Here is a 19,997-nt window from a genome sequence, read left to right on the forward strand (position 1 = left end):
TGGTCGTTTTTGCGACAGTTCATGTACACCAAGTTCGTTATCGTCACCGACGACGACATCAACGCCCGGGACTGGAACGACGTCATCTGGGCGATCACTACGCGCATGGACCCCAAACGCGATACGGTGATGATCGACAACACGCCGATCGACTACCTCGACTTCGCTTCGCCGGTTTCAGGGCTGGGATCGAAGATGGGGCTGGATGCCACGCATAAATGGCCGGGCGAGACTACCCGTGAATGGGGTCGCGCCATCGTCAAGGACGAAGCCGTCACTCGCCGGATCGACGAGATCTGGAATCAGCTGGGAATAGATTGATGCGCGTAACCATGCAGCCATCGGGTGCAGTAATCGAGACCTTGCCCGGCGAACGGATCCTCGATGCCGCCCAGCGTCTGGGCTACGAATGCCCGCAAAGCTGTCGCAATGGCAACTGCCATATCTGCTCCGCGCTGCTGGTCGAAGGCAGCGTCGAGCAGGCGGGCGAGGTCAAGGGCCATGGCGAAATCTACACCTGCCTGGCCGTGCCACAGGAAGACTGCGTGGTGCTGTGGGACAGCGTATTGCCGCTGGGAGAATTGCCGGTGCGCAGGTTCGCATGTCAGGTCACCGAGTGCGTTGAAGTGGGTGGCGACGTGTGGCGAGTGATGCTGCGTGCCCCGGCCGGCAAGCCGCCGCGCTATCACGCTGGTCAGTACCTGATGATCGAGCGCGACGACGGCGAGAAATCCGCTTTCTCCATGGCCTCTTCGCCGGAAAGCGGTCGTGACCTGGAGTTCCACGTGCTGGCCCGCGAAGCCAGTGCGCAAAACCTGATCAGGCAACTGCAGCGTGAAGGCATGGCCCGCGTCGAACTGCCGTTTGGTGACACTCACCTTGGCGAGCTGCCCGATGGCCCGCTGGTATTGATCGCTGCGGGTACGGGCATGGGTCAGATGCACAGCCTGATCGAGCATTGCCGCTCCAAGGGATTTCCGTATCCGGTACACGTGTATTGGGGAGTGCGTCGTCCCGAGGATTTCTACGAACTCAAGCACTGGGAAGAGTGGAAAACCCTGCCCAATCTGCACCTGCACAAGATCGTCAGCGACCTGTGCGGTTGGGAAGGGCGCTGCGGCATGTTGCATGAGGCGGTGTGCGAAGACTTTGCGGATCTGAAGTCGATTCAGGTCTACGCCAGTGGCTCGCCTGCGATGGTCTATTCCACGCTGGATGCGTTGGTCATGGCGGGGATGGATGCGCGGCAGATGCGCGCCGATGTGTTCGCCTACGCGCCGCGCAGCTGACCGTCCGCCCGAAGGCTGCAGCACTGGAAAGGTAATTGCATCAGACTGTGTGCAGGGTCGGTTTCAAGGCGTTTCGGCCCGCACATTGCTCGCGGCAGTGACAGAGTGTTGATTCACTGTTGCCAGCGCCGCTTTGAGAGTGTCAGCACTACACTGGCGTTATCTCGGCCAGTGAGGGAGCCAGATGGAGAATCAAATCAATAGCTTGGTGGCGGCCGTGCACGACGGTCTCGGGCTGTCCTATCCACCCGTTATCGACCTTGGGCCGAAACTGACCCGCGAACAACTCCTTGCTTCCATGCACGCCACCATGAGCCAGCACGATGGCGGTCCTGTCTGGCTCTTTGCTTACGGGTCTCTGATCTGGCGCCCTGAATGCTCCGCCGTGGAGCGCCAGCGCGGCCGGGTGCACGGCTATCATCGCGGCCTCTACTTGTGGTCCCACGAACATCGCGGCACGCCCGAGCAGCCTGGCCTGGTCTTTGGCCTTGATCGCGGCGGTTCCTGCAGCGGTTTCGCTTACCGCCTTCCTGAAGAAAACATCGAAGAGTCTTTGCTGGCGTTGTGGGAGCGCGAAATGCCATTCCCTTCCTATCGCCCGCACTGGCTCAGCTGCCGGCTGGAAGATGGCAGCAAAGTCCAAGCGCTGGGTTTCGTGCTCGAACGGCATCTGCCCAGCTACGCCGGCAACCTGCCTGACAGCGTCCTGACCCAAGTGCTGGCCAGCGCCAGCGGCCGCTACGGCACCACGCGCGAGTATGTCGAACAGACCATTCACGCACTGCGTAACCACGCGATGCCGGATTTGAGTCTGGAGGAGCGGTTCAAGCGGTGTAAGCCGATTTTGTTGGCGGTTTAAGAAGTGATCACCACCGGCAATTCGCGCGTCCGTTGCATGTTGAGATGACGAACCTGTAGGAAGCGTTGGAGGTTACGACGGTAGCGAAAGCGGAGGATCAGTCAGCACTGATTTATCTGCCACACCGGTTTCGCCAGCAAGCCGGCTCCTACAGGAAATCGCAGACTGTAGACGACCTGTAGAGTCCGGCTTGTCGCCTGGGCACGCTGGAACTCTTACGCCGTCGCCTCACGCGACTGACTCGCCACCCGCGTATGCCGCAGCGTCGGCGCCAGGAACACGATCGACAACACGCAAGCGGCAACCAGAATCACAAAACCACCATCCCAGCCAAAATGGTCCACGGTGTAACCCATCAGTGCACTGGCCGCGACCGAACCACCCAGATAACCGAACAGCCCGGTGAAGCCTGCGGCAGTACCCGCTGCTTTCTTCGGCGCCAGTTCAAGTGCTTGCAGGCCGACCAGCATTACCGGGCCGTAGATCAGGAAGCCGATGGAGATCAGCGCGATCATGTCGATCGTCGGGTTGCCCGGAGGATTGAGCCAGTACACCAGCGTTGCCACGGTCACCAGCAGCATGAACACGATGCCGGTCAGGCCACGGTTGCCGCGGAAAATCTTGTCCGACATCCAGCCGCACAGCAGCGTACCCGGAATACCCGCCCACTCATAAAAGAAATACGCCCACGAAGTGGTGTCGACGTTGAAGTGCTTGGCTTCCTTCAGATACGTCGGCGCCCAGTCCAGCACGCCATAACGCAGCAGATAGACGAACACGTTCGCCAACGCGATGTACCAGAGCATTTTGTTGCGCAGCACGTATTTGACGAAGATTTCCTTGGCGGTGAATTCTTCCTCATGGCTCTCGTCGTAGCCTTCCGGGTAATCGTTCTTGTACTCCTCGACGGGAGGAAGACCCACCGATTGCGGGGTGTCGCGCATGGTGATGAACGCGAACAGCGCCACGAAAAGCGCTACCGCCGCGGGTACATAAAAGGCTGCGTGCCAGTCATTTGTCCAGCCCAGGCCTAGTAGGAACAGCGGGCCGATCAAACCACCGCCCACGTTGTGCGCCACGTTCCACACCGACACCACGCCGCCACGCTCCTTCTGCGACCACCAATGCACCATCGTCCGCCCGCTTGGCGGCCAGCCCATGCCCTGAGCCCAACCATTGATAAACAGCAGGATAAACATGATCGTCACGCTCGACGTCGCCCAAGGCGCGAAACCGAACACGAACATCGTGGCTGCCGAAACCAGCAGGCCGAACGGCAGGAAATAACGCGGATTGGAGCGATCCGACACCAGCCCCATCAGAAACTTCGACAGACCATATGCAATGGCAATCGCCGAAATCGCCACCCCCAGCTCACCCCGGGTATAGCCCTGATCGATCAGGTAAGGCATGGCGAGGGAGAAGTTTTTGCGCAGCAGGTAGTAACCGGCATAGCCAAAGAAAATACCGGCGAATATCTGCCAACGCAGCCGGCGGTAAGTGCTATCGACACGCTCGGCAGGCAGCGGGGCTTGATGCGCGGCAGGTCTGAAAAAGGCAAACATCGAGACACTCCAGAATTTTTGTATTGTTATGCGAATCCGAATATTACATTTTCGTTACAGAAAATAGGAAGGCTGCTCATCGGCTAAATGTCCGAAATCCGGCGTTTTTGCGTGTTGGAATATGAACATGGCGTCAATGTGTATCTGGATGCTTAGCCTTTCAGATCCGTCCTACTTGAGAGCAGGAATCGGTAACCTTACTGCGGCCATCGCGGCGCCCTACCATTGCCACAACCCGTCACAGGGCGCTAGTGAGGCGATGACGCTATCAGCCCAGCAGGCGCTCAGAAATTGATTCCAAATGAATGGCAATCAATTTCGCCATACCGGCCGTGACGATGTGAAATCACAAGGATGTTTCATGTACTTCGCCGTGTCTAAAGTCGCAGCGATGCTTGCGCTCTCTATTACTGCGCCCGCCGTTTTCGCCGCCTGGACCTCGGCTGAGCAAGACCTCATTCGCCATCGCCAGGATCTTCTGTTGCAAGAGCAACAGCGTCGCCTGGAGGAACTGAAGAGCTTGCCAGGCAAGCCAGCAGCGCCAATGCGGCCAAGCGCCCCGGCCGGTACCCGCTGTTTCACCATTCAGACCATCGAACTCAAAGGTGCCGAGTCACTTTCCGGCTCCGAGCGCAGGCGCTTGACGCAACCCTATCTAGGCCAATGCCTGGGAGTGTCGCAGCTCAACGAATTACTCAAGCGCGTCACCGATCTCTACATCGAGAATGGCCTGGTCACTAGCCGTGCCTATCTGCCGCAGCAGGATTTGTCGAAGGGGTATCTACAGGTGCTGGTCGTCGAAGGCCGGCTGGAAAAGCTCAGGAGCGGCGCCAACAGCGGCCTTAGCGACCTTGAACTCGCAATGACGTTTCCGGGTCGGGAAGGGCAACTGATTAACCTGCGCGAAATCGAGCAGATGGTCGATCAGATCAATCGACTGCCGTCCAACCAAGCGCAAATGGAGCTGACGCCGGGTCAGGACGTCGGTGGCAGCGACGTGCTGGTAAAAAACGCTCCGCAGAAGCCTTGGCGCGTGAACCTCTTGCGGAGCAATTACGGCCAGCGAAGCACCGGTGAACAGCAATGGGGTGCAGGGCTTGAATGGGACAGCCCGCTCGGGCTAGCAGATCAGTTGGCTGTGCGAGGTGGCTACGATGCGGTCACCGATCACCAGCATACCTCGCGTAACGCTTCGCTCAGCTACAACCTGCCGTGGGGCTGGTGGACCTTCAGTTATGGCTACAGCGAGACCAACTATCGCTCGCTCGCGCAGGCCAATGGTTTTGATTTCAAACAACGCGGCGACAGCCAGACCCACCGGATCAGTACCGAGCGTGTCATTTACCGCGATGCCCTGAGCAAGTCTTCGCTGAATGTCGGTGTGTCCAACCTGCGCACCAACAACTTTTACGAAGGCTCTCGCATACCAGGGAGCAGCAACCGAATCAGCGAAGTGCAGTACGGCATCAACCACGGACGGCGGATAGGCGGAGGATTTTTCAACATCGATCTGGGCATGCAGCACGGCATCGGTGCCTTTGGTGCCCAGGGCAATAGCCGTCACGCCCCCAACGAGCCTGACGCGCGTTATCGCAAATACACCGGCACTGTCAGCTACTTGCAGCCGTTCAAGTTGGGACACGAGAGCTTCACCTTCACCAGCTTGGCCACCGGGCAGCATAGTGAAGACAACCTTTTCAGTCCTCAGCGCACCAGCCTTGGCGGATTGTCGGCGGTGCGTGGCTACAAAGACCAGTTCCTGTCTGGCAACAGTGGCGCTTACTGGCGCAACGAATTGCGCCTCACTCGCCGCGTTGCCCTTGAGTGGCTACGTCCGGTCTTCGCCGAATACGGTGCTGCAGCCGGTTATGACCAAGGTGCAATCCGTAGCGACCGCTACATTGGTAACAATCACGGATGCTTGTCCAGCAACTCCTTCGAATTCTTCGCGCGCGGCAAATACGTCTCGGTGACTGCGACCTTTGCCCATTCTCTGGAGCGTCCCGCGGGCTTGATCGAGCGCGAGTCGCCGATTTACTTCCGCATGGACTTTATCCTCTGACAGTTGGCCGGGATGCCTGATATGGACATTCGTTTCTTTAACTTTCTGGCCCGCCAGCCTTCTGCAAGGCTGCTTGATCGGTCGTCGTTCTGCGGTCTGCCTAAACGCGGCATCGCGATGATCCTGGTTCAGGCCATGTTTTGGCAGCCGCTACTGGCCCAGGCCGACGGCATTGTAGTGAGTGGTACCACCAACACCACGGCGGGTCAGGCCGGCAATGGGGTGCCAATCATCAACATTGCCGCGCCCAACGCTAACGGTCTGTCGCATAACCAGTACCAGCATTACAACGTCGGCTCGCAAGGCGTCATTCTCAATAACGCCACCCACCGCACCCAAAGTACGCAAATGGGCGGCATCATTCTTGGCAACCAGAACCTCAACGGCCGCCCAGCGAGCATCATCCTCAACGAAGTGCTTGGAGCCAATGCCAGCCAACTCAATGGCTACACCGAAGTCGCCGGACAGTCGGCGCGGGTCATTGTCGCCAATCAGTACGGCATCAGCTGCAACGGCTGCGGCTTCATCAATACGCCGAGAGTAACTCTGACCACCGGCAAACCGATGTTCGACAATGGCCGGCTAGATCACTTCAGCGTCAACGGCGGCAGTGTTTCTATCGACGGCGCCGGATTGAGCGCCGATAACGTCAGGCTCACCTCAGAGAAAAAGGTATCACAATTGACAGAATAGAGGGTTTACAGAACCTTTCACGTGCAGACGCACGGGCAGTCGAGCAAACATTGATCAATTACCATGGTCTTGGTAAAGACGGAGGAACGTTGATCAATAAAATTAATTCAATATCGTCAGTTAAAAACCCTACGAAGTATGAGCAAGGCTTGATTCGCGGAGCTGAGCTACTGAAAAAAGCTGGATATAAAGGATTTTAAATGGCTAAGAAAGTAAAGCTTGGCGACATTTTGCAGGTGTTAACCTCGCAGGGTGTCGCATATGCTCAAGTTACTCATAAGCACCCGGAGTTCGGTTTTTTAATTCGTGTTTTCCCCGGATTTCATAATAAACAGCCAAAAAATTTTTCAGCGGTGGTTCAGGGCGAGCCACAGTTTTCTGCATTCTTTGTTGTTCAAAGTGCCGTAAATCAAGGCCTCCTATCCGTTGTGGCAAATGTTCCGGTCCCCGAAAGGTTACAAGTGTTTCCGACTTTCCGCTCTAGGAATGGCGGGCCGGGTGGTTCTATTTGGTTATGGGATGGTGAAAAGGCGTGCCGAGTTGAAAGAGATCTTAGATCTAATGAAATGGAGTATCCAACAGAAGGGATTATTAGTGCGCCATTGCTTGTTGAGCGCATTGAAAAAAATTACAGAGCTGAGACTCATGAGGTCTGGTGAGTCGTAAAAGTTTCAACTTGATCTGACACTTTCAACACCACTACATCGGCCTTGCGTCGGTGTTTTTGCACCCTATCTGCACCCTTTTTTGCCGCTTCCTGACCTATCCTGTAGTCTTCTTGCACTCAAGTTGCACCCTCTCTGCAACACCCTGACGACCTACGGTCTACCTGCTCAATACGCCCCTTTTCAGCATGAATTTTCGCTCGTTAACGGGAGCAAAATCTCAATACACAACACGCACCCCGTTCGGGGTGAATGTTTCTCTATAGATCAATGGTTTGGCAAATTTTCATATTAAATGGCTGTTATACATTTGTAATATAAAGCGAGTGTTTCACCTAGAAAACACTGACGTTGTATAGCATTTTTTATACACAGTAGCAGGCCCACATAGCTGGTTCCTTTTTCAAGGTTCGCCCATTTTATTGGACCGTCAAGCTGTCTCTTTTAGTCGCAGCTAGTGTCCAGCGCTTGGCGTCGTGCATGTGCAATACGCTGCTGATAACTGTCTGCAGGGCTTCACACTTTTTATCATCCAGCTTGGAAATTGCCTCGAACTGAAATTCTAGGCGGTCATCCGGCCCTACGTTCTCCCTCATCGAATAGCAGCATATCGGCGCTCACAATCAGAGCCAGAGACTGAGAAGCGAAAAAATTCAGCTGAGTTGGTCAGATGGCGCCCCCATCGTTGCTCACGGCGAGGTGTACGCATTTGCGTCGAACGCGGCTCAGTACAGCGATCCGAACCTGTTTCAAGTGCAGATTGGCACTCTGGCCGTTGGCGATGACATGCGCGCTATCCCGGGTGACTGGGTCAAACAATTTGGTCTGGGTGCTGCGCATCAGTATCAGGATGAAATTGGGTTTGGCGGCACATTCGCCTGGGAAACTCGGGACCTGCGTCAGATTTGGCCACGGTGATCGGTGGCGGCATCGTTCCGGTGCCGATTGACCAAGAGTTTCTTTTGATGATGGCGGGAGGTTGGACGCAAAAGGCCTTCGTCGCATTGATGGGGGAGAAGCGCCTTGCGAGGTTGGTCGGCGAGGGCGCGGAGGATATACTCGGTAACGCTGCCGTAAAAGGTGGATCCGCTAGTTCAGGGGCAGAAAATTCGGCTTTGTATTCAAAGCTGAAGGATCAGCTGATCCGAGATAACCTGGCCAATATTGCAGCGCAAGACGCAAGGTTGGCGGCTGCAGTAAAAGGAAATGGGGCCAAAAATCCTAACTTCTCTCTAGGTCAAGGTACATTATCCGAAGCAGATGCGCTGGGTAAAATCTGGGTTGGCGATGGGGCGAAAAAAACAACGGATGGACTTGGTTTGATTAGCGTAGACGGCACTCGCGTATATCGGCCTCCAGCCCCGAAAAACTCACCATTTGCCACCACAGGCATACAAGCTAACTTTGAATCGTACAGCATCAATCCCGTAACAGGCCAGCGAGTAAAAATAAGCAACGGCCATCTGAATATTGATGACTAGGAGGAATTATGCGTGCTGTTGTAAAAGGTATTTCTAATGATATTTTTGATGTTGAAGCTTACTGCCCGCAGAACCCGGATAATTTCGCTTTGAGCATTCGTGTTCGGATTGGACTCGACTGCACGCAGGGGGCTGATGATTTCGAGCTATTAATTTGTACTCCGAGGTGGCTGGAAGAGACGGTGTGGGATGCCCGATGGGGAAGTGGCTTGCTAATCGTTCGAGATTTTGATTTTCCAATTATTAATAGAATGATTAATGATTTTGTAAGCTGTTGCGAGGGCGAAAGCTGGGATGCTATTGTGAAACAGTTACGAAAGACATTTTCTTGGGAGTTTGATAATTATCAATGCTAGCCAGCAGGCTTTATATAGTGCGAGCGTTATGATACCTGCTGGTTGGTTAACCCTAGAGTCTCGCGAAGGAAATATGAGCAATATTGAGTTCCAGAATAGCTTCTCGTTAAATAGGCTGAATGAAATAAGACTACATAATCTGCGCAGTCTATTGATGTTACTGCGCAGGCATATGTAAGATATAGGATTTCATGACTGAGATTCTCTTGCGGGTGTAGGGTCGGAGAGGCGGAAGTAATGTATTCACGAAGCGATCTGGCTACGGACTTAGAAAATATATCAACGCGCGGGTTCGATGTTGCCAGGGTGTCTGAAGCAGCGTGTAAGAGTTAGTTGGAACATGGACTAGAAGTTACGGCGTCTATGGACCATGTACTACTCATGCTAGTCGCAATGAAAGAGGGCGAAGAATTTGCGCTAACTGAATCTGAGTTTTTAGCTTTGATTTAAGAGTTGAGATCTATGTAGATGACGCTCAAGTTTCGTTGCTGACCGCCAAATAATACGCTGAAGTCTTTCGTATCCATGGAAGGCCAAGCAGATTTTAGGGGGACATTGAACATAGGAGGTCAGTAACTACGAGTCCAACGAAGATCTGGTCTTTTACAAATACATCTGCAGACATTGCCAGACAGTACGCCTGATTATGAATACAACTGAAATTCAAGGTTGCACTGACCGGGCAGCCAAAGGGGCAATGATTAGCATTTTTACCAGAGGTTTGCTGTTAGACGCCCATTACTGCGTCAATGTGTATCTGGATGCTTAGCTTTTCAGATCTGTCCTACTTGAGAGCCGGAATCGGTAACCTTACTGCCTAACCTCTCAGCCCGTACCATCGCCGCCATTGAGCCGTGGGGTGTGGGGGTGGCGTTGGAAATCATCGCGTTTATATGGTCGTTGTTCTTTCCCAGCGACAGCGAGCAGGTGGAAGGCTGGTTGGTGTCGATCCACACGCCCGCGCCCACGTATCCGGCTTCGCTGCTTGAGACCGGTTATGGCGGCAAGGTGCGTTTTTACCTGACGGTCGATGAGGGCGGAGCCGCTCGGCATGTCCGCGTCGTGGAAAGCACCCATCCGGATCTGACCCAATCCGTCAGGCAAGCCGCCGCGCAATGGCAATTCGAGCCTTGGTCACTCGTCGATAGCGACGCCCGGCAAACGGAAGTGATGCTACTGGTGCTGTTCGGTGCCGAGGGCGTGGGGGCGTTTTCACCGCAAATCAGCGTCGGCCTGAGTAACACGCTTTGCGCCTACCTGAATCAGGAGGTCGCCCTCAGTCGACAAGATTATCCCGATGCAGCACTGACCGATGTCGACGTTCTCTCCTACACCACTGAGTTCCTCGGGAGCGCCTTTGTCGCGCTGAAACTGCCGGATCAGAAGGCTCGTGAGGCTTTGCAGGTCCAGTTCAACAACGCAGTCCCCAGCGTGGTCGCGCACTGCCAGCAGTATCCCAAGCGTCGCTACTCCGAGTTCTTGCCCGCGGATGTGAGGGAGGTCTTGGGGTGGGTACGGATTGCCGGTTAGCCAGCGTTGCGACGCGACACGACCCCTGACTTTTCATCACGGATGCTGAATGTGAGAAAGCTATTTTTATATGCCGCGCTGATGGGCTGCGGGGCGTTGCAGGCCCAAGAAGTTGAGATTGAATACGAGCGGCAACGCGCCCCGCGCTACCCCCTTTCTCTTTACGAACAGGGTATTTCGGGTTTGGCGGTGGTTGAGTTCAATACTCATCGCGATGGCTCCATCACCGATGTGAAGGTGATCGACAGTTCCCATGAGAGATTCGCCAAAACTGCCGAATGGGCCATTCCACAATGGCGCCCAAACCTTGGCCGCTCAGTAATGCCACGCCGGCAGTCATCGTGGTGAGGGAGCATCTCTACTTCACTCATCCAAAAGAGGGAGGCAGCATTCAACGCTGGTTTCATCGTGAACTTCGCAGGCTGTCCTGCAAGAAATTCAACAAGGCGTTGGCAGCCTTTCAGCGCAACTCGCCAGAGCGTGAATTGTCCGACATGCACCTTTTTGCCTACACCTTCAAAGTGCTGGCGAGGTCTGCGACCAGACGAAAAATGACGGATAAACAAAGAACTGCCGTGGGTGATGATTTTGTTCGGGCGATGCCGGAAGTTGTCGCCCGCTGTGCTGAACAGCCACAGCTGCGATACAAAGAGACGCTGCCGGACAACTTACGCGCAATACTGTGAACAGTGCTATGCCAGCCCTTCGTGAATAAGCGGGCTTTCTATAGAGCTGAAGGTTCACCTAACCCCAACCACAATTTTCCCAACCGCCTTCCTCTGCCCCAACGAATCAATCGCTTCCCCCGCCTGTTCCAGCGGATAGACCTTCGACACCAGAGGCTTCAACTTCCCTTCACCGAACCATGTGAACAATTGCTGAAAGTTGGCAGCATTGTCCTGCGGTTGCCGTTGTGCAAACGAGCCCCAGAACACGCCGATCACGGATGCGCCTTTCAATAGTGCGACGTTTACGGGGAGTTCGGGGATGCGGCCGCTGGCAAAGCCGACGACGAGGAATCGGCCGTTCCAGGCGATGGTGCGGATGGCCTGGTCGAAGAGGTCGCCGCCTACCGGGTCATAAATGACGTCGACGCCGTTGCCGTTGGTGAGGCGTTTGAGTTCGTCTTTGAGGTTGGTTTCGCTGTAGTTGATGAGGTCGTCGGCGCCAGCGGTTTTGGCGACTTTTAGTTTTTCAGCGCTGCTGGCGGCGGCGATGACGCGGGCGCCCATAGCTTTGCCGATTTCCACTGCTGCCAGGCCGACGCCGCCGGACGCGCCGAGTACCAAAAGCGTTTCGCCGCGTTGCAGATTGGCGCGCTGTTTGAGTGCATGCATGGAGGTGCCGTAGGTCATGCTGAAAGCGGCGGCGGTGGTGAAGTCCATTGCCTCGGGAATCGGCAGGACGTTGTATCCTGCCACGGCGATTTGTTCGGCGAAGCTGCCCCAGCCGGTGAGCGCCATGACCCGGTCGCCCACTTTGAGATGGCTGATTTTCTCGCCTACCGCCGCGACCACACCGGAGGCCTCGCCCCCTGGTGAAAACGGAAAGGGTGGCTTGAACTGATATTTGCCCTCGATGATGAGGGTGTCAGGAAAGTTGACCCCGGCCGCGTGTACGTTGAGCAGGATTTCGTTTTTCTTTGGTTCCGGGGTGGGAATGTCTTCCAGCACCAGGTTTTCGGCGGGGCCAAAGGCTTTGCAGAGCACGGCTTTCATCGGGGCTATTCCTTTTCCAGTGGTGGCCGATAAGTGTAGGTAGAGAGGTTATGGGGTCAATGAGCATGCCCCGGCCTGATAGGCATGCATAAGCTGAAGTAAGCTATGGCGCGAAGCGGATTTGAGGAGTGGGCTGTGAAAGCGTGGATTGTGATGTTGTTGGCCTTATCGATGCCTGTCGTGGCAATGGCCGAAGAGGGCGGCGAGAAGGACGACGCGAACAAGGTGTCCTATGTGGCGCTGACGCCCCCATTCGTAGGTAACTACGCGCTGGATGGCGGCCCCAAACTGCACGTATATAAAGCAGACGTGGCCCTGCGTGTCACCGGTGCCGAAGCGCAGAAGCTGGTCAAGGCGAACGAGCCGCTGATTCGCAATCAGCTGGTCGCGCTGTTCACGCAGCAGACGGTCGACAGCATGAGCAATGTCGACGCCAAGGAGAAATTGCGTCAGGAAGCGTTGAAGCAGACGCAGCAGGTGTTGAGTCAAGAGACTGGCAAGCCTGTGGTGGAGGATTTGCTGTTCAACAACTTTATTGCGCAGTGATGTTGGTCGCCTGGTTTATGCGGCGGTCAGCGCAACGCCAGCACTGCCGCCCATTGCTCCGACGTTACCGGCATGACCGAAAGCCGGCTGCCTTTTTGCACCAGCGGCAATTGTTCCAGCGCGGCCTGCTGCTTCAAGTAACCCAGGCTCAGTACGGTGGGAAACGCTTCGACGAACGCCACATCGATCGCACTCCAGGGATTTTTTTCTTCGCTGGCCTTGGCGTCGAAGTAGTGGCTTTTTTTGTCCAGCGCTGTTGGATCCGGGTAAGCGGCCTGGATGATTTTTCCGATTCCGGCGATACCGGGTTCCGGGCAACTGGAGTGGTAGAAAAAGAACTCGTCACCGATGGCCATTGCGCGCAGAAAGTTACGCGCCTGGTAATTCCGAACGCCATCCCAGCGGGCTTGGCCGAGAGTTTGCAGGCCGGTAATGGATAGCTCGTCGGGTTCGGATTTCATTAGCCAATAGGCCATGTATTGGGGCTCCTGAAGGCGCTGTGGACAGGTTGTCCTACGCTTTTATGACAAACCGACAGTCGGTTGACGCCAGCATTTGCGTGTTGGTTCACGTTATCGCAGAATGCCGGGATTTTAAGGGCTACACCGTTACGCGGCCTACAGAAACAAGCCGTGGACGTCAGCTTTTTGTTTGCCAAAGGGGGGCAATCAATGCAACGCAAGCCGGATTTACTATGGATTTTGGTCATTTTGTTCGGCTTGGGCATTGTCACCACCGGTTACGCACAAAGTTTGTGGGCGGCCAAGCCGGATGCACCGGTTGAAGTCACTCAGCAACAGCCGCAATCGCGTCGCTGATCTCGTAACATCCTCGATCTAAAACTGTGGGGCCGGATTCATTCGGGAGATTGCGTTACTGCCAATGAAGATCTGTCGGACGTATCTCCGTATCGCGAATAAATTCGCTCCCACAGAAAACTCGCCAACGTCAGATATTCTGTTTTAGGCCAGATACCAGCGCATGTCCGACACGGTTCCCTGCAACGGCACATCCCAACTGGCCACGGCCAGCCTTCCGACCTTCTGACACTCATGGGCCAGACCCAGCAGAACGGGTTTCTGCCAGGCCTTGCGACGGGCCTGATAAGCCAGGCTGCGGTCATAGAATCCGCCGCCCATGCCCAGTCGACCGCCTTGGTCATCAAAACCCACCAGCGGCATCAGAATCAGGTCCAACGCCCAGATCTTGCGTTGTTGCCTGGCATTGATGCGGGGCTCGGGGATGCGGAATCGATTGGGTCTGAATTTGTCGCCCGGACGTACCCGTTGAAAGACCATCTTGGTCCGCGGCCATGCGCTCAGCACCGGCAAGTACGTCGCTTTACCTCGACGCTGTGCTTCACGCAGCAGCAGACGCGGATCGATTTCACCGTCCATCGGAAGATACAAGGAAACATGTCGCGCGCGACGAAATAGAGGGTTTTGCGCCAGTTGTCGGTACAGACCCTCTGCCGCCCGTCGCTGTTCTGCCCGATTGAGCGAGCGACGAGCCTTGCGTAGAAGACGACGCAACTGAGGGCGGGAGAGCGTAGAAGGATCGTTCAGGGAAGCAGCGCCAGAAGAAGTCATGCAGGCGGGTCCATGAGGTTTGGAAGGTGATCGTGAGATCAGGCTGATTCACGATCCCCATCGCCAGACAGGACGCCTGGCAATGGGTTGAAGATTCAAGACTCCCCGACGAACCGCTGTCGGTGTAGCCCTTGAACCCGAAAGTTCAAGGTGGAGATTGCAGGAGGCTTTAAGGCTTTCCGTCGAGCGGACATGCACACCAACCCCAACGTGCAACCCCCGTGGTTGTGCGTATCGGCTCAGGGACATGACCGACTGGCAAGCACTCCAGGGAGCGGAGCCAAGTATACCGAAACATGTCCGAACAATCAGCCTTGCGCTTTAGGCTCATCCGTGGCAAGGACCAGGTCAACACGGTCCAGAAGGTCACGAACCTGCTCGCGGGTCGAGCCGTTGGCCTGGGCTTCAGGCAGCTCCTGTTTGTGCAGCAGGTCATGGGTGATGTTCAACGCTGCCATGACGGCGATGCGATCGGCGCCGATGACTTTGCCGCTGCTGCGAATTTCGCGCATTTTGCCATCCAGGTAGCGCGCGGCGCTTACCAGATTGGTGCGCTCCTCCTGAGGGCAGATGATCGAATACTCTTTGTCGAGGATTTGCACGGTGATGCTGTTGCCATTACTCATGAGTCTTGCTCCAGGGCCTTGAGGCGCGAAATCATGGACTCGACCTTTTGCCGGGCGATTTCGTTTTTTTCAATGAGGTGAGCGCGTTCCTCGCGCCAGGTTTTTTCCTGAGCTAATAGGAGTCCGTTTTGACTTTTTAGTTGCTCGACCCGATTGATCAATAACTCCAGTCGAGCCATCAGCGCTTGCAGATCGTTGTCTTCCATCGTTTTCCACTGATTATTTTCTGATGAGTGGTGCAGGGGCTGGCCTCAGGAACTGCCTTCAATGTCGCCTGGATAGCTTGGGCGCGTCTGCCGGTGCTACGATACAAGGCCTTCATTCTAGACATTGCGCCGCTTGGCGCCTAGTTGCCCATGCCTAATCAGAATTCCCCGTACAACGCATTCGCCACCCTGCTCAACAGCAGCGGTCATCCTGTCTCTCCTGCCGAGCTGCAGGGCCTGTTGCTGGGCCGCAGTTGTGCAGGCGCGGGCTTCGACCCGGAAGGCTGGTTTGCCGACGCATCCATGCTGCTCGAAAAAGAGCCTGAAGATAACGTTCGCCAGGCGCTGATCGGCTTGCAGGAAATGGTAAAGAACGAACTGACCAGCGACGACATGACCGTCGTGCTGCTGTTGCCCAGCGACGATGAGCCTCTCGCGGAGCGCGCTGCAGCGATGGGCCAGTGGTGCCAGGGCTTTCTCGCAGGCTTCGCTCTTGTCGGTAACCAGTCGCTGAGCGAGGAGACCCGAGAGGTGCTACAGGATCTGGCGGCCATCGCTCAGGTTCAGGACGCGTTGGAGGAATCCGAAGACGGCGAGAGCGACTACATGGAAGTCATGGAGTACCTGCGCGTCGCGCCGTTGTTGCTGTTCACCGAATTCAACAAGAAAGCGGCACCTGAAGCGAAACCTTCTTTGCACTGATCACCATCGTTGCCGTCCGGTCATTGGCGCTTGCGAGCGTCGATGACCGGAGCGCCCATCCGGAGGACCGCACTTGCCCATGATCCATATCCCGAAAGCCGAATACGCCCGCCGTCGCAAAGCCTTGATGGAGCAGATGGAGCCCAACAGCATCGCCATTCTTCCGGCAGCCGCTGTGGCTATTCGAAATCGTGATGTCGAACATGTGTACCGCCAGGACAGCGACTTCCAATACCTGAGCGGTTTCCCCGAGCCTGAGGCAGTTATCGTGCTGATCCCTGGCCGTGAATATGGCGAGTACGTGCTGTTCTGCCGCGAGCGCAATCCGCAGCGCGAGCTGTGGGATGGCCTGCGCGCCGGACAGGACGGCGCAATCCGCGATTTCGGTGCCGATGACGCGTTTCCCATCACTGATATCGACGACATCCTGCCGGGCCTGATCGAGGGCCGCGACCGGGTCTACTCATCGATGGGCAGCAATCCCGAGTTTGATCGACACGTCATGGAGTGGATCAATGTGATTCGCTCCAAGGCGCATCTGGGCGCGCAGCCCCCGAAAGAGTTCGTTGCTCTGGATCACCTGCTGCATGACATGCGTCTGTATAAATCGGCGGCGGAAGTGAAAGTGATGCGCGAAGCGGCGCAGATCTCGGCGCGCGCTCACGTTCGGGCGATGCAGGCCAGTCGCGCGGGCTTGCACGAATTCAGCCTGGAAGCCGAGCTGGACTACGAATTCCGCAGGGGCGGGGCAAAGATGCCTGCTTACGGTTCTATCGTCGCGTCGGGCCGCAACGCTTGCATTCTTCACTACCAAGAGAACGACGCCCCACTGAAGGACGGCGACCTGGTGCTGATCGATGCTGGCTGCGAGATCGACTGCTACGCCAGCGACATCACACGTACGTTCCCGGTCAGCGGCAAGTTTTCGGCAGAGCAGAAGGCGATCTACGAACTGGTGCTCAGGGCCCAGGAAGCAGCATTCGCAGTAATCAAACCGGGTAATCACTGGAACCAGGCCCATGAGGCAACGGTACAGGTGATCACCGCCGGACTGGTGGAGCTGGGCCTGCTGCAGGGCGATGTCGATGAACTGATTGCCAGCGATGCGTATAAAGCTTTTTACATGCACCGCGCTGGGCACTGGTTGGGCATGGATGTGCATGACGTCGGCGAATACAAGGTCGGCGGCGAATGGCGGGTGCTTGAGGTCGGCATGGCACTGACCGTCGAGCCGGGGATTTATGTGTCGCCGGACAATCACAACGTCGCGAAGAAATGGCGCGGGATTGGTGTACGAATCGAGGACGATGTCGTGGTGACCAAAAAAGGCTGTGAAATTCTCACCGGCGGCGTGCCCAAATCCGTCGCCGAAATCGAGGGCCTGATGGCCGCTGCGCGAACCGAAGCCGCATGAGCCGGTTCAATCTGGCAATCGTTGGCGGCGGGCTGGTTGGCGCGAGTCTGGCGATCGCGTTGCAGGCCGGGGCCAGGGCGCGAGGCTGGAAGATCGTCATGATCGAACCCTTCGCGCCGGGTGACACCTGGCAGCCTAGCTATGACGCGCGCTCGTCGGCGCTGTCCTTCGGCGCGCGACAGATTTACGAACGTCTTGGGCTGTGGCAGCAGATCAGTCGTCGCGCCGAGCCCATTCTGCAAATTCAGGTGTCCGACAAGGGCCGCTTCGGCGCGGCGCAATTGTCGGCTATGCAGGAAGGCGTACCAGCCCTGGGCTACGTGGCAGAAAACGCCTGGCTCGGCCAGTGCCTGTGGCAAGGGCTGGATAAAGACGTGGTCAGCTGGCGCGTACCCGCGGAAGTGAAACAGATGCAGGCGCTGCCCGATGGCTATCGGCTGACCCTGAGCGATGAGACTCAACTGGACTGCGACCTTGCGGTGCTCGCCGATGGCGGACGCTCCAATCTGCGCGAACAACTGGGCATCGGCGTGCGAACGACGCCATACGATCAAAGCGCGTTGATCGCCAACATCACGCCGGGTGACGCTCACGGCGGCCAGGCCTTCGAGCGTTTCACCGAAGAAGGCCCGATGGCGCTCCTGCCGCTGCCGGAAAATCGCTGTGCGCTGGTCTGGACCCGCAAGGCTGAAGAAGTGCAGCGACTGATGGCGCTGGACGACCGCAGTTTTCTCAACGAGTTGCAGGGTGTGTTCGGCTATCGCCTCGGCGCGCTGAAACAGGTCGGCGCGCGGCATACCTATCCGTTGTCGCTGATCCAGGCCGAGGAGCAGGTGCGTTCGCATCTGGTTGTGTTGGGCAACGCAGCGCATAGCTTGCACCCGATAGCCGGCCAGGGTTTCAACCTGTCTCTACGCGATGCCGCGTCGCTGGCTGAAGCCCTGCTCGCCAGCGATTCAGCACCCGGAGATCTGGCGACCTTGCAGGCTTATCGCGATCGTCAGTACCTGGACCAGAAACTCACGGTGGGTTTTTCCGATCAGGTCACGCGGCTGTTCGGCAGCCAGCAACCGCTGCTCACCGCGGGCCGCAATATCGGCTTGCTGGGCCTTGATCTGCTGCCATCGGCCAAGAGCTGGTTTGCCCGTCAGGCCATGGGGCTGGGAACGCGAGCTGATGTCTAACCCCTTTTTTCATCCGTGGCCGATGCCACCCGCGAGAACGATTTAAAGCATGGAAACGCGCGCAGATCTGTTGATTGTCGGGGCCGGAATGGTCGGTAGCGCACTCGCGCTGGCGCTGCAAAACAGCGGGCTGAATATCCTCGTGGTCGACGGCAGCTCGTTGAGCGTCAAGCCGTTCGACCGGGCCGCGCCCTTCGAGCCGCGGGTCAGCGCTTTGTCGGCCGCCAGCCAGCGCATTCTCGAGCGCCTGAATGTCTGGGATGGCATGGTTTCGCGGCGCGTCAGCCCTTACGGCGAAATGCACGTGTGGGACGGCAGCGGCACGGGCAAAGTGCATTTCTCTGCATCCAGCGTCCACGCCCAAGTGCTTGGGCATATCGTCGAAAATCGTGTGGTTCAGGATGCCTTGATCGAGCGTTTGCACGACGCCGATATCGGCCTGCTGGCCAATGCCCGGCTTGAGCAGATACGTCATTCGGGTGATGACTGGCTGCTGACCCTGTCCGATGGCCGCACCTTGCGCGCGCCCTTGGTCGTCGCGGCGGACGGCGCCAACTCTACGGTTCGACGCATGACCGGTACCGCCACGCGCGAATGGGACTACATGCACCACGCCATCGTCACCAGCGTACGCATGGCTGAATCCCACAGGAAGACGGCCTGGCAACGTTTCACCGATGATGGCCCGCTGGCGTTTTTGCCTCTGGAGCGAGAAGGCGAACATTGGTGTTCGATCGTCTGGTCGGTGACGCCTGCCGAGTCCGAGCGATTGATGAAGCTGGAGGACGAGGCGTTCTGTCGCGAGCTTGAGAAAGCCTTCGAAGGCTGTCTGGGCCGGGTGATTTCCGCCGATCCGCGCCTGTGCGTGCCGCTGCGTCAACGTCATGCCAAGCGTTATGTCGCCGATGGTCTGGCGCTAATCGGCGACGCGGCCCACACCATTCACCCGTTGGCGGGGCAGGGCGTGAACCTGGGTTTCCTGGATGCGGCCGTTTTGGCTGAAGTGCTGCTGGGCGCAATCGAGCGCGGCGAGCGTATTGCCGATCAGAAGGTCCTCAGCCGCTACGAGCGACGCCGCATGCCGCACAACCTGGCGTTGATGGCGGCGATGGAAGGCTTTGAGCGACTGTTTCAGGCCGATCCGCTGCCGCTGCGCTGGCTGCGCAATACTGGCTTGAAAATGGTCGATCAGTCGGCCGAAGCCAAGGCGATGTTCGTCCGTCAGGCTCTGGGGTTGACTGGGGATCTGCCGGAATTGGCGAAGCTCTGACACCGCGCGGTTTTCGTCTTGGCAATGGATTTTCTGTGGGAGCGAATTCATTCGCGAGAGGTCAGCAGAACGACATAGATGTGTCGGATGTTCTGGCACCTCGCGAATGAATTCGCTCCCACAGGTCACTGCGTTTCTTCCTCAAAAGTTCTTGTAAACCTATCCTGCAACATCTGGTAACTGCTCAATCGGGACTTCGGTTGAGATGCCAGATGCGATTCACTACCATTTCGCCTCATTTT

General features: G+C 56.7%; 21 protein-coding genes, 1 other RNA gene and 2 pseudogenes. 17 read left to right on the forward strand and 7 right to left on the reverse strand.

Annotation, left to right across the window (positions count from 1 at the left end; genetic code table 11):
* The 3 genes and pseudogenes from ACRER8_RS08355 to ACRER8_RS08365 form a co-directional block, all read left to right on the forward strand.
* Positions 1–321, forward strand: a pseudogene (locus tag ACRER8_RS08355) (3-octaprenyl-4-hydroxybenzoate decarboxylase); the annotation flags it as partial.
* On the forward strand, positions 321–1,289 hold the full coding sequence (locus ACRER8_RS08360) for a CDP-6-deoxy-delta-3,4-glucoseen reductase (protein WP_431745864.1): 969 nt from the start codon (positions 321–323) through the stop codon (positions 1,287–1,289). The pseudogene ACRER8_RS08355 and the gene ACRER8_RS08360, both read left to right, overlap by 1 nt.
* Before the next feature lie 184 nt (positions 1,290–1,473).
* Positions 1,474–2,148 (forward strand): gamma-glutamylcyclotransferase, encoded by a 675-nt coding sequence (locus tag ACRER8_RS08365; protein WP_431745865.1) that lies wholly within the window; start codon positions 1,474–1,476, stop codon positions 2,146–2,148.
* A gap of 215 nt (positions 2,149–2,363) precedes the next feature.
* On the opposite strand, the gene glpT is transcribed toward ACRER8_RS08365, so the two are convergent.
* Positions 2,364–3,713 (reverse strand): glycerol-3-phosphate transporter, encoded by a 1,350-nt coding sequence (gene glpT / locus ACRER8_RS08370; RefSeq protein ID WP_431745866.1) that lies wholly within the window; start codon positions 3,711–3,713, stop codon positions 2,364–2,366.
* Positions 3,714–4,104: 391 nt separating this feature from the next.
* Between glpT and ACRER8_RS08375 the strand changes: the two genes are divergently transcribed.
* The 8 genes and pseudogenes from ACRER8_RS08375 to ACRER8_RS08410 all read left to right on the forward strand — a co-directional run bounded on the left by ACRER8_RS08375 (position 4,105) and on the right by ACRER8_RS08410 (position 11,186).
* Positions 4,105–5,775: a ShlB/FhaC/HecB family hemolysin secretion/activation protein gene (locus ACRER8_RS08375; protein WP_431745901.1), complete on the forward strand. Its 1,671-nt coding sequence runs from the start codon at positions 4,105–4,107 to the stop codon at positions 5,773–5,775.
* 21 nt (positions 5,776–5,796) lie between these two features.
* Positions 5,797–6,426: pseudogene (locus ACRER8_RS08380) on the forward strand (filamentous hemagglutinin N-terminal domain-containing protein); the annotation flags it as partial.
* A gap of 242 nt (positions 6,427–6,668) precedes the next feature.
* A complete protein-coding gene (locus ACRER8_RS08385) occupies positions 6,669–7,127 on the forward strand; it encodes a hypothetical protein (RefSeq protein WP_431745867.1) in 459 nt (152 codons plus the stop codon).
* A 911-nt stretch (positions 7,128–8,038) separates the two neighbouring features.
* Positions 8,039–8,614 carry a hypothetical protein gene (locus ACRER8_RS08390; RefSeq protein ID WP_431745868.1) on the forward strand — a complete coding sequence of 192 codons (576 nt, stop codon included), beginning with the start codon at positions 8,039–8,041 and terminating at the stop codon, positions 8,612–8,614.
* A gap of 8 nt (positions 8,615–8,622) precedes the next feature.
* Entirely contained in the window at positions 8,623–8,970 is a 348-nt protein-coding gene (locus ACRER8_RS08395) for an immunity 8 family protein (protein WP_431745869.1), read from the forward strand.
* Between the two features lie 867 nt (positions 8,971–9,837).
* Positions 9,838–10,500 carry a TonB family protein gene (locus ACRER8_RS08400; RefSeq protein ID WP_431745870.1) on the forward strand — a complete coding sequence of 221 codons (663 nt, stop codon included), beginning with the start codon at positions 9,838–9,840 and terminating at the stop codon, positions 10,498–10,500.
* Positions 10,501–10,551: 51 nt separating this feature from the next.
* Positions 10,552–10,848, forward strand: coding sequence for a TonB family protein (locus ACRER8_RS08405; RefSeq protein WP_431745871.1), 297 nt, complete (start codon positions 10,552–10,554; stop codon positions 10,846–10,848).
* Positions 10,794–11,186 carry a hypothetical protein gene (locus tag ACRER8_RS08410; protein WP_431745872.1) on the forward strand — a complete coding sequence of 131 codons (393 nt, stop codon included), beginning with the start codon at positions 10,794–10,796 and terminating at the stop codon, positions 11,184–11,186. Before ACRER8_RS08405 ends, ACRER8_RS08410 begins: the two co-directional genes overlap by 55 nt.
* A 54-nt stretch (positions 11,187–11,240) precedes the next feature.
* On the opposite strand, the gene ACRER8_RS08415 is transcribed toward ACRER8_RS08410, so the two are convergent.
* Entirely contained in the window at positions 11,241–12,218 is a 978-nt protein-coding gene (locus tag ACRER8_RS08415) for an NADPH:quinone oxidoreductase family protein (RefSeq protein ID WP_431745873.1), read from the reverse strand.
* A 135-nt stretch (positions 12,219–12,353) separates the two neighbouring features.
* Here ACRER8_RS08415 and ACRER8_RS08420 point away from each other — a divergent pair, with 135 nt between their 5' ends.
* Positions 12,354–12,764, forward strand: a complete 411-nt coding sequence (locus ACRER8_RS08420) for a flagellar basal body-associated protein FliL (protein ID WP_431745874.1) — start codon at positions 12,354–12,356, stop codon at positions 12,762–12,764.
* Positions 12,765–12,790: 26 nt separating this feature from the next.
* On the opposite strand, the gene ACRER8_RS08425 is transcribed toward ACRER8_RS08420, so the two are convergent.
* A complete protein-coding gene (locus ACRER8_RS08425; protein WP_431745875.1) occupies positions 12,791–13,240 on the reverse strand; it encodes an EVE domain-containing protein in 450 nt (149 codons plus the stop codon).
* Between the two features lie 156 nt (positions 13,241–13,396).
* Between ACRER8_RS08425 and ACRER8_RS08430 the strand changes: the two genes are divergently transcribed.
* On the forward strand, positions 13,397–13,582 hold the full coding sequence (locus ACRER8_RS08430; RefSeq protein ID WP_431745903.1) for a hypothetical protein: 186 nt from the start codon (positions 13,397–13,399) through the stop codon (positions 13,580–13,582).
* Positions 13,583–13,726: 144 nt separating this feature from the next.
* On the opposite strand, the gene ACRER8_RS08435 is transcribed toward ACRER8_RS08430, so the two are convergent.
* The 4 genes from ACRER8_RS08435 to ACRER8_RS08450 form a co-directional block, all read right to left on the reverse strand.
* Positions 13,727–14,353 carry a 5-formyltetrahydrofolate cyclo-ligase gene (locus ACRER8_RS08435; protein ID WP_431745876.1) on the reverse strand — a complete coding sequence of 209 codons (627 nt, stop codon included), beginning with the start codon at positions 14,351–14,353 and terminating at the stop codon, positions 13,727–13,729.
* A gap of 98 nt (positions 14,354–14,451) precedes the next feature.
* Positions 14,452–14,630: non-coding RNA, 6S RNA (gene ssrS, locus ACRER8_RS08440), on the reverse strand.
* A gap of 31 nt (positions 14,631–14,661) precedes the next feature.
* Complete coding sequence (locus ACRER8_RS08445) at positions 14,662–14,979, reverse strand: cell division protein ZapA (RefSeq protein WP_431745877.1); 318 nt, start codon at positions 14,977–14,979, stop codon at positions 14,662–14,664.
* Positions 14,976–15,185, reverse strand: coding sequence for a TIGR02449 family protein (locus ACRER8_RS08450; protein WP_062379587.1), 210 nt, complete (start codon positions 15,183–15,185; stop codon positions 14,976–14,978). Before ACRER8_RS08450 ends, ACRER8_RS08445 begins: the two co-directional genes overlap by 4 nt.
* A 150-nt stretch (positions 15,186–15,335) precedes the next feature.
* Between ACRER8_RS08450 and ACRER8_RS08455 the strand changes: the two genes are divergently transcribed.
* From ACRER8_RS08455 to ACRER8_RS08470, 4 genes are all read left to right on the forward strand, one after another.
* The gene (locus ACRER8_RS08455; RefSeq protein WP_431745878.1) at positions 15,336–15,887 is read left to right on the forward strand and encodes a YecA family protein; all 552 of its coding nucleotides are present in this window, start codon (positions 15,336–15,338) and stop codon (positions 15,885–15,887) included.
* Positions 15,888–15,966: 79 nt separating this feature from the next.
* The gene (pepP, locus tag ACRER8_RS08460; protein ID WP_431745902.1) at positions 15,967–17,301 is read left to right on the forward strand and encodes a Xaa-Pro aminopeptidase; all 1,335 of its coding nucleotides are present in this window, start codon (positions 15,967–15,969) and stop codon (positions 17,299–17,301) included.
* Entirely contained in the window at positions 17,298–18,485 is a 1,188-nt protein-coding gene (gene ubiH / locus ACRER8_RS08465; RefSeq protein WP_431745879.1) for a 2-octaprenyl-6-methoxyphenyl hydroxylase, read from the forward strand. The genes pepP and ubiH overlap by 4 nt, the downstream gene beginning before the upstream one ends.
* A 49-nt stretch (positions 18,486–18,534) precedes the next feature.
* The gene (locus tag ACRER8_RS08470) at positions 18,535–19,755 is read left to right on the forward strand and encodes a 2-octaprenyl-3-methyl-6-methoxy-1,4-benzoquinol hydroxylase (protein ID WP_431745880.1); all 1,221 of its coding nucleotides are present in this window, start codon (positions 18,535–18,537) and stop codon (positions 19,753–19,755) included.
* The last annotated feature ends 242 nt before the right edge of the window (positions 19,756–19,997 follow it).

It is taken from the genome of Pseudomonas sp. (genome assembly GCF_050739935.1).
In the GTDB taxonomy this organism is placed as follows: Bacteria; Pseudomonadota; Gammaproteobacteria; order Pseudomonadales; family Pseudomonadaceae; genus Aquipseudomonas.